Origin of the sequence: Kutzneria chonburiensis (genome assembly GCF_028622115.1) — a bacterium.
Lineage (GTDB): Bacteria > Actinomycetota > Actinomycetes > Mycobacteriales > Pseudonocardiaceae > Kutzneria > Kutzneria chonburiensis.
Genome location: NZ_CP097263.1, coordinates 4,827,687 through 4,840,544 on the forward strand (window position 1 = coordinate 4,827,687; position 12,858 = coordinate 4,840,544).

14 protein-coding genes are annotated in these 12,858 nt (G+C 70.3%); 3 read left to right on the plus strand and 11 right to left on the minus strand.

What is annotated here, in order from left to right:
* Positions 1–74: 74 nt before the first annotated feature.
* Both M3Q35_RS21600 and M3Q35_RS21605 read right to left on the minus strand, forming a co-directional pair.
* Positions 75–281 carry a hypothetical protein gene (locus M3Q35_RS21600; protein ID WP_273943754.1) on the minus strand — a complete coding sequence of 69 codons (207 nt, stop codon included), beginning with the start codon at positions 279–281 and terminating at the stop codon, positions 75–77.
* A gap of 70 nt (positions 282–351) precedes the next feature.
* On the minus strand, positions 352–1,119 hold the full coding sequence (locus M3Q35_RS21605; protein ID WP_273943755.1) for a TauD/TfdA family dioxygenase: 768 nt from the start codon (positions 1,117–1,119) through the stop codon (positions 352–354).
* Between the two features lie 152 nt (positions 1,120–1,271).
* Between M3Q35_RS21605 and M3Q35_RS21610 the strand changes: the two genes are divergently transcribed.
* Both M3Q35_RS21610 and M3Q35_RS21615 read left to right on the plus strand, forming a co-directional pair.
* On the plus strand, positions 1,272–1,688 hold the full coding sequence (locus M3Q35_RS21610) for an NUDIX hydrolase (protein WP_273943756.1): 417 nt from the start codon (positions 1,272–1,274) through the stop codon (positions 1,686–1,688).
* Positions 1,689–1,697: 9 nt separating this feature from the next.
* Positions 1,698–2,951, plus strand: coding sequence for a helix-turn-helix domain-containing protein (locus tag M3Q35_RS21615; protein WP_273943757.1), 1,254 nt, complete (start codon positions 1,698–1,700; stop codon positions 2,949–2,951).
* A gap of 89 nt (positions 2,952–3,040) precedes the next feature.
* Here M3Q35_RS21615 and M3Q35_RS21620 read toward each other — a convergent pair whose 3' ends face one another.
* From M3Q35_RS21620 to xerD, 8 genes are all read right to left on the minus strand, one after another.
* A complete protein-coding gene (locus tag M3Q35_RS21620; RefSeq protein WP_273943758.1) occupies positions 3,041–4,381 on the minus strand; it encodes an MFS transporter in 1,341 nt (446 codons plus the stop codon).
* Positions 4,378–4,797, minus strand: coding sequence for a MarR family winged helix-turn-helix transcriptional regulator (locus M3Q35_RS21625; protein WP_273943759.1), 420 nt, complete (start codon positions 4,795–4,797; stop codon positions 4,378–4,380). Before M3Q35_RS21625 ends, M3Q35_RS21620 begins: the two co-directional genes overlap by 4 nt.
* Positions 4,798–5,063: 266 nt before the next feature.
* Positions 5,064–5,819: a pseudouridine synthase gene (locus M3Q35_RS21630; RefSeq protein WP_273943760.1), complete on the minus strand. Its 756-nt coding sequence runs from the start codon at positions 5,817–5,819 to the stop codon at positions 5,064–5,066.
* Complete coding sequence (gene scpB / locus M3Q35_RS21635) at positions 5,809–6,684, minus strand: SMC-Scp complex subunit ScpB (protein WP_337960618.1); 876 nt, start codon at positions 6,682–6,684, stop codon at positions 5,809–5,811. Before scpB ends, M3Q35_RS21630 begins: the two co-directional genes overlap by 11 nt.
* A complete protein-coding gene (locus M3Q35_RS21640) occupies positions 6,681–7,514 on the minus strand; it encodes a segregation and condensation protein A (protein WP_273943761.1) in 834 nt (277 codons plus the stop codon). The genes scpB and M3Q35_RS21640 overlap by 4 nt, the downstream gene beginning before the upstream one ends.
* The gene (locus M3Q35_RS21645) at positions 7,507–7,824 is read right to left on the minus strand and encodes a hypothetical protein (RefSeq protein ID WP_273943762.1); all 318 of its coding nucleotides are present in this window, start codon (positions 7,822–7,824) and stop codon (positions 7,507–7,509) included. The genes M3Q35_RS21640 and M3Q35_RS21645 overlap by 8 nt, the downstream gene beginning before the upstream one ends.
* Positions 7,821–8,771: a ParA family protein gene (locus tag M3Q35_RS21650; RefSeq protein ID WP_273943763.1), complete on the minus strand. Its 951-nt coding sequence runs from the start codon at positions 8,769–8,771 to the stop codon at positions 7,821–7,823. Before M3Q35_RS21650 ends, M3Q35_RS21645 begins: the two co-directional genes overlap by 4 nt.
* 130 nt (positions 8,772–8,901) lie before the next feature.
* Positions 8,902–9,819 (minus strand): site-specific tyrosine recombinase XerD, encoded by a 918-nt coding sequence (gene xerD / locus M3Q35_RS21655; RefSeq protein WP_273943764.1) that lies wholly within the window; start codon positions 9,817–9,819, stop codon positions 8,902–8,904.
* Positions 9,820–10,129: 310 nt separating this feature from the next.
* On the opposite strand from xerD, the gene M3Q35_RS21660 reads away from it, so the two are divergent.
* On the plus strand, positions 10,130–11,422 hold the full coding sequence (locus tag M3Q35_RS21660; protein WP_273943765.1) for a GGDEF domain-containing protein: 1,293 nt from the start codon (positions 10,130–10,132) through the stop codon (positions 11,420–11,422).
* Here M3Q35_RS21660 and M3Q35_RS21665 read toward each other — a convergent pair.
* The gene (locus M3Q35_RS21665) at positions 11,419–12,648 is read right to left on the minus strand and encodes a GGDEF domain-containing protein (protein ID WP_273943766.1); all 1,230 of its coding nucleotides are present in this window, start codon (positions 12,646–12,648) and stop codon (positions 11,419–11,421) included. The two genes, M3Q35_RS21660 and M3Q35_RS21665, sit on opposite strands and share 4 nt — an antisense overlap.
* Between the last annotated feature and the right edge of the window lie 210 nt (positions 12,649–12,858).

A 12,858-nucleotide genomic window follows, 5' to 3' on the forward strand; every position in this document is an offset into this window, starting at 1 on the left:
TTACTCGCGCCCCCCGACCGGACGCGCACGGGCCGCACCGGGCAGCGGAGCCGGCCACCACCGGACTGCGCCGGTCACGGCTCCATCGGCGTGTGCGTGTGCACGGAGATCATGTCCATTACCGAGCTGTACATCTCGTCCCCGTCCCGGGACCGGACGTCCTTCAAGTAGTCGTCCGCGCTGCGCACGTCACCGACGGACAAGAACGCCATCGTGAAGTGGAAGTGCACCAATGCCCGGTTCGCGCGCTGCTGCTGCTCAGTCTGCTCACCGGTCGTCATCGCCGGCTCCCGGCGGTCGTGTGAAGCCCGGTCGACGCAGCGGCCGGGGTCTCGGTGTGGGAGTGCTGGTTCACCGTGCGGCCTCACGTAGTGGGACGAAACCAGCCGGAATGCGCCATGCGGGCCGAGGCCGAACCAAAGCGCGGCACACCATCCGGTGCCCGGCGAAAGCACGCCGGCCGTGCAGGAAGCGCCGGTTGTTCACGACGTAACCGGCACCAGCCGGCAACGGGAAGCTGACCGCGCAGTGGTCGATCGTGCGCCGCAGCAACGGAATCCACCGCTGCGCCTGCGGCGCGAACCGCGCAAGCTCGTCGAGCCGAAGACGCACACCGACAAAACCATCAGCGCTCGGCTCGAACACCGCCGCCAGCAACCCGGACGAACCGCCGAACAGCGCGCTTCTCGGTGCAGACAAGTCCACCAACGCGTCCGGCGCGGCGGCGGCGAGCTCGGCGTACACGGCCTGCCCGTCCACGATCACGCACTCGCCGCCCTGCTGACCGGCCCGGACGCAGGTCATGATGACCAACTCGGCCGGGTGCTGCTGGTCCGAGCAGTCCGTGTGCGGAATGAGGGCCTGGGCGGTGAAGCCTGCGTGCCCTGGTCGCCCCGTCGGCTGGCCACGGTCGGCGATCACCGTGACGCCGGAGGAGCCGCTGTCTCGGTGCCGCACGACCTGGCCCAGGCGTCCAGCGAGCTGGAGCAGCGCATCCTCACCGGGGACACCGTCGAATGTGGCGAAGCCGTGCATGGCCAGCACGGCGGCCAGCTCGCCGACGCCGCCAGCGGCGCGGAGTTCGACGTGGCGGTCGGAGAGCGGAGTGGCCGCGAGCATGGGATCCCCTCTCGACGGGTGCGGGTCGCAATGATCAGGAGATCGCACCAGGTCAGCGGGCGTCCACTGACAGATTGTCAACGTCGCCGGCCGGGGTGGCGGCTGCGTCCGCTGCTACCGTGCGGTCACTGGCCCACACGGAGAGGCAGATCATGACCAAGCCCGCCTACCCGGTGTCGGTGAAGGGCGTTCTCGTCCGGGACTGCCGCGTCCTGCTCGTCCGCAACGAGCGCCAGGAGTGGGAGCTGCCCGGCGGCCGCATCGAAGCCGGCGAGACGCCGGAGCAGTGCGTGGCCCGCGAGATCGCTGAGGAGTCCGGGCTGCCGGTGCAGGTGGTGGAGATCCTGGACGCCTGGATGTACCACATCACCGTCGCCGCCAAGGACGTGTTCATCGTGACCTACGGCTGCCGCTCCGACTCGGACGCGCCCCCGGTGGTCAGCCACGAGCACAACCGGATCGGCGAGTTCACCGAGGACGAGGTGCCCGGCCTGACGATGCCGGACGGCTACAAGCGGTCGATCGCCACGTGGTTCGACCGGCTCCGTGTCCTTCAGGCGGCAAGGTAGTCCAGGGCTATGGCGGCCAGGTGCGAACGCTGCGGGACGGCCCTGAGCCGCTACGCCGCGACCTCGGCGTGCCCGACATGCCGCGCCACCCTCGCCGCGCTGCCGGCACCGCCGCCACGGCTGGCACCCGCCGTGTGGATGTGGTCCGACCCGAACGCCGCCGCCGCGCTGTCCACTCGGGACCTGGCGTTGATCATGCGGGCCTACAGGCGGTCCAACCACCTGTCACAGGCCGCCGTCGCCCAGATCCTCGGCTACGACCCGTCGTACATCGCGATGATCGAGAAGCGGAAACGCGAACCCGGTGACGTCGCCGGCCGCCGGCACATCGCCCGCCGGCTCGGCCTGCCCTACCACCTGCTCGGCGTCACCGACCCCAACGACGGCGACTTCACGGCGATGGTGCAGTTCGGCGACAGCGTCATCCGGCTCGCCGAGATCGCCCGCCAGTCCGGCCGCGCCGTGGAGGCGGTCAACGAGCTGTGGCCGCTCGCCGCCCGGTTGGAGGCCCGCGCCGCCGAGGGCCGCTTGGAGCCGGACACGGTGCTGTTGCTCGCCTCGGCCCGGCTCGCGCTCGGGGTGTCGCTGGGCACCGTGCTGCCGGAGGAGCGGCTCAACGGCGCGGCCGTGTGGACCGGCAAGGCGCTCATGGTCGCCCGGCACGTCGAGGACGGCGCGTTTCTCGCGCACACGCTGCGGATGCACGGCAACGAGCTGCGGAAGGCGAACCGGTCGCGGGCGGCGGTTGCTCGGCTCGAACAGGCTGTTGCCGTGTCGGCCGACCCGACCGGGCGCGGCTCAGCGCTGACCCTGCTGGCGCGTGCCGCTGGGGAAGCTGGCCGTGGCGACGAGTTCTCCGCCGCCATCGAGGAGTGTCGGAGGCTGCTGGACGCCGGCACCGAGCACGGCATCCTGTTGAACCCGTTCACCGTCCGCGAGGTGCACGCCCGCGGACTGCTGGCGCTTGGCCAGCCACGGGAAGCGCTCCGTGTGCTCGACGGGGATCGTGTTGGTGAGCCGGCCGCGCCGCAGTGGCAGGTGATCGAGCGGGTGACGGCGGGCGAGGTGCTGGCCGCCAGCGGCGACCGCGACCGTGCCAGCGAAGCGCTGCTGAACGCGGTCGCCATGGCCGAGTACCGGCGGCTTCCGCACCAGCTTCAACGTGCGATCCGCGCGGCGGAACGCGGCGGCCTGGCCGCCGCCGTAGACGCCGGCAAAGCAGCCCTCCGGCGACTTCGTGGGCTCCTTGCGCCAGCTGTGTGAGGACATACCGGCCGCGATCGATGACCGCATCACCGGCGCCGCCTTGGGCCCTTCCTTCGCCGAGATGTTCGAGCAGGGCACCCGCATGTCTATCCCTGCCGCGGTCTCATCCTTCGAAGCCGCGCAGTAGGCCGAAACACCGCCGTCGCCAACAACCCCGCGCTGATCACGGAGATCACCACGGCCAGCACGTGCAGGCCGGAGTCGGTGGCGTGGTCCCCGAGGCCCAACCCGACCAACGCCGCCGCGAGGTTGGCCCCGATGTACTGCGACGTCCGGTACAGGCCCGAAGCGGTGCCGACCTGCTCGGCGGGGGCGGCGGCGTACATGGCGGTCTGGTTGCCGAGGCTGTTGAAACCGTTGGGAATGCCGAGGATGGCGGAGACGAGGACGAGGAGGACGACGGGGGTGGAGGCGCCGATGAGGAGCAGGGCGAGGGAGCCGACGAGGAGGCCGAAGGAGCCGATGACGAGGAGGGGTAGGCGGGGGTGGCGGGTGGCGACGACGGTGGCGACAATGCCCATGCCGGCGATGGGAAGCACGACGAAGCCGGCCTCGGCGCTGGAGAGCAGGCGGCCCTGTTCGAGCCACTGGGGAACGCCGTAGAAGATCGTGTAGAAGACGACGTAGGTGACGGCGACGCGGGTGTAGGTGCGGCTGAGGGCACGGTTGGCCCAGAGCATGCGGACGTCGATGAACGGGCGGGAAACGCGGAGTTCCCACCACAGGAGGACGGCGGCGAGGACGACAAAGGTGGCCAGGAAAAGCCATTGGAACTCAAGGAGAAACACCAACAGCCCGACCATCGCAGCGGCGAAAAGCAGGATTCCCAACGGGTCAAGGCCGACCGAAGTGGACTGACGGGGCCGGTCGCGCGGTATCCAGAGGAGGACGAGGATCATGGACAGGGCGGCGATCGGGAGGTTGACCCAGAAGATCGACCGCCAGCCGGCGAGCAGCACCAGCAGGCCGCCCAACGGCGGCCCGAGCGCGACGGCGACCTGGCCGGCGGCGGAGATGGCGCCGAGGGCTCCGGTGGCCTCGCCGCCGATTCCCCGGCGTATCAAGGAGATCCCCGACGGATACGCCGCGGAGGTGCCGATGCCGAGCAGGACGCGGGCGGCGACGAGCCAACCGAGACCGGGCGCGAACGGCGCGCCGATCGCGGCGGCCATGACGATCACCAGGCCCCAGCAGAACACCCGTCGCGCGCCGAACCGATCAGCCAAGCGGCCCATGGTCGGCTGAGCGACGGCGGTGGCCAGATACAGCCCGGACACCAGCCACACGACCTCGGCCCCGGCGTGGAACTCACGCTGGATGTCGACCAGCGCCACCGCGATCATCGACGAGTTCACGGCGTTGAGCAGCGTCCCGAGCACCACGGGCAGCACCAGCCGCAGCCCGGTGGAGCGCGAGAGCACGGTCATCGCGCCAGCACCTCGAGCAGTTTCGCCGAGGCCCGCAGGAATTCCCGCTCCGCCGGCGTGAGCCGCTGGGCGATCACCTCGGCCAGCCACGCGTCCCGACGCGAGCGGTCCTCGTCCAGCACGGCCCGCCCGGCCTCGGTGATGCTGATGACCGTCTGCCGACGGTCGGTGGGGTGTGGTTCACGGGCGACCAGGCCGCGTTCAACCAGGGTGGCCAGCGCCCGGGTCATGGACTGGGGTTGCACGTTCTCGGCGGCGGCCAGCGCCGACGGGCCGGCCGGGCCGAGCCGGTAGAGCCGCGACAGCACGGACAGCGAGGTCAGTCCCAGCTCGTGCGGCGGCCGCTCCTGGCGCAGCCGGCGGGCCAGCCGGGACACGGCCTCCCGAACCTCGACGGCCAGCTCGTTGTCGTCCACAAGTATTAAGCCTAGCTGATGACTTTCGCGGCACACTGCACCCCGACGCGGCGAAAGTCATCAGCTAGGGGAAGGAAGTTACCGCGGCACCGGCCACGGCTTGGGAGCCGGGTTCGAAGGTTCGCTCACGTGTTCGATTCTACCATCTCGACCATGAAAACAGGGGTCTTTCCGTGAAGGAAAGACCCCTGTGGGACAAGATCATTAGCCCGGCGACGACACCGCTCCCGGACGCTCATTTTCAGTTGTCGCTGAAGCGGTAGTGGTTACATACCCACGGCCGAGTAGAGCTGGCCGACCTCGGCCCGGGTGAGACGGCGCAGCGAACCGGGCCGCTGGTTGCCCAGCTGCACGCCGGCGATCTCGGTGCGCACCAGCCGCTGCACCGGGTAGCCGACCTCGTCCAGCAGGCGCCGCACGATGTGCTTGCGGCCCTCGTGCAGCACGACCTCGACCATCGCCTTGCCGGGCATGGAGTCGACCAGCCGGAAGGCGTCCACCTTGATCGGCCCGTCCTCCAGCACGATGCCGGACTTCAGCCGCTTGCCCACGTCCTTGGCCACCGGACCCGGCACCTCGGCCAGGTAGGTCTTCAGCACCCGGTACGACGGGTGCATCAGCCGATGGGCCAGCTCGCCGTCGTTGGTCAGCAGCAGCAGGCCCTCGGTGTCCACGTCCAGCCGCCCGACGTGGAACAGCCGGGCGCCTCCCGACTCGGCCCGTTCACGCACGTAGTCGCCGACGCAGGGCCGCCCCATCTCGTCGGACATGGTCGAGTGCACGCCCTTGGGCTTGTTCAGGGCGAAGTGCAGCACGTCCTCGCGGACGATGACCCGGCTGCCGTCCACGTGGATGACCGCGTTGTCCGGGTCGACGCGGCGGCCCATCTCGCGCACGACCTTGCCGTCCACGCTGACGCGGCCCTCGGCGATCAGCTCCTCGGCCGCGCGCCGCGAGGCCACGCCCGCCTGGGAGAGCACCTTCTGCAGGCGCACACCGTCATCAGAGTTCTTAGCCGACATCGTCGATCGCATCCACTTCGGGCAGCAGCGGAGCGATCGGCGGCAGGTCCTTCAGCGAGGACAGCCCCAACCGCTCCAGGAAAAGTTCGGTGGTCCGGTACAGGATGCCACCCGTGTCCGGGTCGTTGCCCGTCTCCTCGATCAGGCCCCGCGTCACCAGGGTCCGAATCACCCCGTCGACGTTCACGCCGCGCACCGCCGCGACCCTCGACCGGGTGACCGGCTGCCGGTAGGCGATCACCGCCAGCGTCTCCAGCGCGGCCCTGGTCAGCTTGGCCCGCTGGCCGTCGAGCAGCAGCTTCTCCACGTACGGGGCGTAGGTGTCGCGGGTGTGCATCCGCCAGCCGTCGCCGACCCGGCGCAGGTCGATGCCGCTGCCCGACTCGGTGTACCGGGCCGACAGCGCCTCCATCGCCTGCCGGATCCGCTTCACCGGCTGCTCCAGCGTGGACGCCAGCAGCTCGTCCTCGGCCGGCGAGTCCACGACCAGCAGCAGCGACTCCAGGGCGGCGTACAGCGTGGCGTCGTCGGAGAGATCGGGCAGGCCGGAGCCGACCAGCACCTCGTCGCCGGCTTCGTCCTCGGGGGTCTCGGCCTGGTAGGCGGCGGCCTCGTCCAGGATCGAACCCATCACCGCCGCGACGTCCACGACCTCGCCGTCCTCGGACGCGCCGTCCTCGGACGGCTCGGCCTCGGGCTCGGGCGCGGCGGTCTCGCTCGGCTCCGCGGTCTCGCTCGACTCCGCGGCCTCGCTCGGCTCCTCGGCCTCCACCGGCTCGACCTCGGCCGGCGCGGGCCTGGCCGCGCCACCGCCCGCCGGTCCCTCGAACTGCTGCTCGCCGCTGTCGTCCTCGGGTTCGGTCACCCGTACTCCTCCTCGTCGGCGAACGCCCGATCCACCTCGGCCGCCGCCCGTGCCTCCTCAAGGCTGCCGCCGGCCCAGCGCAGCGTCAGCTCCCCAAGCGCCTCGTCCTGCTCGAACAGCACGACGGTCTCGCGGTACAGCTCCAGCAGCGCGAGGAACCGCGCCACCACCTCGATCGTGTTGTCGCAGTCGGCCACGAGCTCGCCGAACGTGGCGACGCCGGCCTCGGCCAGCCGCACCCGCAGCACGGCCGCGTGCGCACGGACCGAGACGGCCCCCATGTGCAGGTGGGCCAGTGACACCGTCGGCGGCGGCTTCGGCCGGAACACCGTGGCCGCGAGCTCGGCGAACCGCTGCGGGCTCATGCCGATCATGACCTCGGGCAGCAGCGCGGTGTAGCGCTCCTCCAGCGACACCGACCGCGGGTACCGACGCAGCGCGCCCGCCTCCAGCTCGCCGAACAGCGCCGCGACCTGCTTGTACGCCCGGTACTGCAACAGCCGCGCGAACAGCAGGTCGCGGGCCTCCAGCAGGGCCAGGTCGTCCTCGTCCTCGACGTCGCCGGCCGGCAGCAGCCGGGCCGCCTTCAGGTCGAGCAGGGTCGCGGCGATCACCAGGAACTCGGTGGTCTCGTCCAGGTCCCACTGCTCGCCCATGGTCTTGAGGTGGGCGATGAAGTCGTCGGTGACCCGGCTCAGCGCCACCTCGGTGACGTCCATCTGGTGCTGCGAGATCAGCTGCAGCAGCAGGTCGAACGGGCCCTCGAAGTTGGTCAGCCGGACGGTGAACTTCCCGTTGGCCGGTGGGGACCCGGGGTCCACATCAGTCATCCCCGATGATGCCCTTGACCAGCTGCGAGTCGGCGCCGTGACGGCTGAAGTCGGCCAGCAGCGCGGCGATGGCGGCGCGCACCACCCGGCCGCGGTCCACGGCGATGCCGTGCGCGGCGCGCAGCGCCAGCCGAGCGTGTTCCAACGCCAGCAGCTCCTCGTCGGACAGGTAGACCGTGATCTTCGCCTCGTGCTTGCGGCGACCGGTTCCCGCCGAGGATACGGGCTCCTCGACCACAGGTAGTTCTCTGGGCACGCTGGTGGACCGGAACAACTCGGCCGCACCCGGAAGCTGGACGCGACGAGTCACCTGGCGATCACCTCGCGGGCCAGCGCGCGGTAGGCCTTGGCGCCGGAGGAGCGCGGCGCCCACGTGGTGATCGGCTCGCCGGCGACCGTGGTCTCCGGGAAGCGCACCGTCCGGTTGATCACGGTGTCGAAGACGGTCTCGCCGAAGGCCTCGACGACGCGCGCCATCACCTCCCGCGAGTGCAGCGTCCGCGGGTCGTACATGGTGGCGAGGATGCCCGTGATCTCAAGCTTGGGGTTCAACCGTTCCTTGACCTTCTCGATGGTGTCGATCAGCAGCGCGACCCCGCGCAGGCTGAAGAACTCGCACTCCAGTGGGATTAACACGCCGTCGGCCGCGGCCAGCGCGTTGACCGTGAGCAGCCCCAGCGAGGGCTGGCAGTCCACGAGCACGTAGTCGTAGTGGTCCATCACGGGTCGCAGCGTGCGCACCAGGGTGTGCTCGCGGCCGACCTCCGACACCAGCTGCACCTCGGCAGCGGACAGGTCGATGTTGCTGGGCAGCAGGTCCATCTCGGGGACGCAGGTCTGCATCACGACGTCCTCGATGCCGACCGTGCGCTCCATCAGCACGTTGTAGATGGTGCGGTCCAGTTGGTGCGGCTGGATGCCCAGCCCCACCGACAGGGCGCCCTGTGGGTCGAAGTCCACCAGCAGCACGCGGCGGCCGTACTCGGTCAGCGCCGCGCCGAGGTTGATGGTCGAGGTGGTCTTGCCGACGCCGCCCTTCTGGTTGCACACGGCCAGAATCGTGGCCGGGCCGTGGCTGGCGATCAGCGCCGGTTCCGGGACGTGGCGCACCGGGCGGCCGGTCGGGCCGATCTGGCCGTCGCGGGCGACGTCGGGCTCGTCGTTCTCGGGACGGGCGTGCGGCGCCAGGCTGAGTTCGACGGAGGGACCACGCACGAGCCGCTCCCCGGTTTCCCCGGAAGGCTGCGGTGTCGACATGGCTCCAGTCTCCTCGTGGCCTGACTCTCCCTGAGCCGCAGCGTAAGGCGCTACGGGTACCTCGGCAACGCGCCTCGCCGTGGCGTGTCGCGCGCGTTTGAGCTGCGGCGATTGATCTGAACGGCCTAAGTCAGGCCAGGGCCCTGGGGTGAGCGGTGGCGTAGACCTCGCGCAACGTGGTCACCGTGACCAATGTGTACACCTGGGTCGTGGTCACCGAGGCGTGGCCGAGCAGCTCCTGCACCACCCGTACGTCAGCCCCGCCTTCCAGCAGGTGGGTGGCGAAGGAGTGGCGCAGGGTGTGGGGCGAGACCTCCACGTCGATGGACGCCCGATCGGCCGCGTTCTTCAGCGCCTGCCACGCGCTCTGCCGCGACAGGCGGCCACCGCGGGAGTTCAGGAACACCGCTGGCGTACCTCGACCGTGGCGAGCCAGATCCGGGCGGGCGCGGACCAGGTACGCGTCGACCGCCGCCAGTGCCGGTCGCCCGATCGGGACCAGGCGCTGCTTGCCGCCCTTGCCGTCCAGCAGGACCGTGCGCTCGGCGCGGTCGATGTCGTCCAGATCCAGGCCCACGGCCTCGGAGATGCGTGCCCCCGTGGAGTACAGCAGTTCCAGCAGCGCCCGGTTGCGCAGCGATCGGGGATCTTCGCCGGTGGCCGTGTCCAGCAGGCGCAGCACTTCGTGCACCGGCAACGCTTTCGGCAGCCTTCGCGGCGGCACCGGCGGATGCACCTCCCGGGCCGGATCTTGCTGCGCGATGCCCTCGCGGAACGCGAACTTGTGCAGGCCGCGCACCGCCACCACCGCCCTCGCCGCCGACGAGGCCGCCAGCGGCGGGTGGTCCGGGTCCCCTTCGCGCAGCGCCGCCAGGAACTCCGTCACGTGCAGCTCCGCCACCTCGGCCAGTGAGGTCACGCCCTTCGACGCCAGGTGTTCGCCGTACCGACGTAGATCGCGGGCGTAGGAGTCGAGCGTGTTGCGCGCCGTCCCCCGCTCGACGGCCAGGTGGTCCAGGTAGCCCGCGGTGGCATCGCGGAGTGCCACGGGCAGCTCGGTGACGTGCGGCGCGCTCAGCGGGAGTTCACCTCATTCCGGGCCGGCTCACGCCGTAGCCTAGCCCCGCGATCAAGCCCCGGCCCGGCTAACGAACCGCAGGTGGCCGCCGACAACACGGGTGAGATCGACACTTATCGACGGCCACCGGGTCGGGGAGTGCTCAGCTGTCACGGTTGCTCATGGCGGCCGCACCTCCCCTCGCTGATCCATCCAGGTCACGGTGGCTGACCTGGCTCGCTCGGTGTGATTGGCTGACCGGGTCAGCGTCAGTCGCCGCAGGGAGTGCCGGAGCACGATTATGGACGACACGAGGCCGGTAGCCGGTGCCTCGCTGCACGTCCGTGACCTCCTGGTCACTCCCCGTCGCTGGACCCTGTGGCGGCAGCGGCCGCGGCTGATCGTCTTCTGTCTGGTGACCGAGGCCGTCGCGATCGGGAGTACGGCGCTGGCCGCCGGGTGGGTTCATCCGAGTGGCAAAGACGTGCTGGTGATGCTGGCCCTGGCGGTGCTCGGTGTCACGCAGGCGGAGCTGGGCCGGCAGGTGGAGCGGGTCCGTCGCCGGGTGAACGGCACGCCGCACATCAACATGACCTCGGTGTGGACGTTCGCCGGTGTGCTGCTGCTGCCGCCGGCACTGGTGGCCGCGCTGGTCGCGATCCTGTACGCCCACCTGGCGCTGCGCAGCTGGTACCGGCTCCAGCGGGTGCCGGCGTTCCGCAGCGTGATCAACGGGTCCGTGGTGGTGCTGACCTGCTACGTGGCCCGCCTGGTGCTGGAACTGTTCGGCGTGCACGGCATCGAGGGCGCCTTACTGGACGGCTGGCTCGGCGTGGGGGCGATCGCCGGCACCGTGGCGGCGTACTTCGTGGCCAACGCGCTGCTGATCCTGGGCGCGCTGAACATGACGTACCGCTCCATCCGCGAGCTGTTCGGCGGCTGGGCCGACAACCTCGTCGAGCTGGCCACGCTATGCCTGGGCACGCTGACCGCGCTGGCCATCACCACGCAGCCCGTGCTGGTCGTGATGGTCGTGCCGCCGCTGCTGGTGTTGCACCGCGGCGTGCTGGTCAAGCAGCTGGAAGTGGCCGCCACCAAGGACGAGAAGACCGGCCTGTTCAACACCCTCGGTTGGCACAACCTCGCCACCAGCGAGCTCGCCCGGGCCGGCCGCAGCAACGAGACCACCGGCGTGCTGATGGTCGACCTCGACCACTTCAAGCAGGTCAACGACACCTACGGGCACCTGGCCGGCGACCTGGCGTTGAAGGCCGTCGCCGACACCATCACCGCCCAGGTCCGTTCCTACGACTCCGTCGGCCGCTTCGGCGGCGAGGAGTTCGTCGTGCTGCTGCCCGGCGTCGGCGAGGAGCACGTGGTGACCGTCGCCGAGCGCATCCGCCACGCCGTCAGCGAGCTCGTCGTCCCCGTCGACTTCGCCGACGACGGCCGCGTCATCCGCGACCTCTCCGTCTCCATCGGCGTCGCCATGTACCCCAACGCCGGCACCGTCGTCGACCGCCTCCTGCACGCCGCCGACACCGCCTTGTACAGCGCCAAGAACACCGGCCGCAACAAGGTCGTCAGCTTCTAGGCGCTGCGCTCCCGAGCGGCCGCCGTCACGATGCGGCTGGCCATCACCGTGCGGTTGCGGCCCTGGCGCTTGGCCTGGAACAGCGCGCCGTCGACGGCCAGCAGCAGGTCGCTGAGCTCAGCCCCGGAAGCCGGATAGACGCCGGCGCCGATCGACACCGTCAAGTCGTTCACGGTGACGTCCTGGCCCTCGAGGTCGTGGATGTCGACGGTGAGGGCCTGCACGGCGGCGCGGACGCGTTCGGCGGCGGCGGTGAGCTCGTCGACGCCGACGGCGGGCACGAGCACGGCGAATTCCTCGCCGCCCCACCGCCCGACGAGGTCGAGGGACCGCACGGAGTGCCGCACGGTCTCGGCGACGGCAGTCAGCACCTGGTCGCCGGCGAGGTGCCCGTAGCAGTCGTTGACCTCTTTGAAGTGGTCGAGGTCGATCATCAGCACCCCGACGGTCCGAGCGAGCCGCCGGGCCCGGTCGAGCTGGTCGGCGGCCCGGTCGGACCACCACGCGGCGTCCACGAGCCCGGTCTTGGAGTCGGTGTGCGCGGCGATCCGGAACTGCGGCAGCAGCAGACCCATGTGCAGCGCGAGCACGGTGACGAGCAGGATCGGCATCGACCACGGCCGGTCCACGGTGAACACGCCGACGGCATAGCCGAGCCCGACACTGGCGGCGATGATCAGCTGGTCGGAGGCGTGCCCGAGGGCCTTGCGGGCCGGCTGCTCGGGATTGGAGGCGACGATGGCGCCGACCACCAGGGCGTAGTTGACCAGCCGGTACGCCAGCCCGGCGACGATCACGGCGACTGCGCCGAGCGGACCGTCGAGCTGGGCGGCGTACGGCGGCCCGTCGGACGGGAAGAACGCGGCGAACGCCAGCTGGCCGGCCCCGACAGCCAGCACCACGGTGGCGGCGGAGAAGACCTTCCGGTACGCGATCGCCTGCCCGCGGAACACCCGGAACCACTCATGGGTGAACGACAAAACGATCAACAACGCCAGCAGCGGCAGCGGCAACAACAGCACGCCGGCGAAATACCAGACGCTCTGCATATGCGTGTAAGGGCTGCCCTCAGCGGAGACTTCGCGAATACGTTCGATTCCCTGGGCGGCCTCGAGATGAATCACGGAAGCGCCGAGCAGCAGACCGAACCAGAGCCAGGACGAGGACGTAATCGGGGTCAGTGTTGCCGTCGCGACCAGCATGAGTACGGTCGCCAACTCCACCATGAGGACGTACGCGAGTAGTCCACGTGGGAGGGACCATAGACGCCAGCGGCGTGGGTCGACCCGATTCACGACGCGGCACCCCCGTCCCGGAAAACAGTCACTGTAATCAGGGATCGACACAGTGTCGTGCTCCGCTCGGGGGAAACGAAAATCACGTTCCACCCCCACACGGAGGCACATCATGATCAAGCGCAGCGAATCCCCCGCACC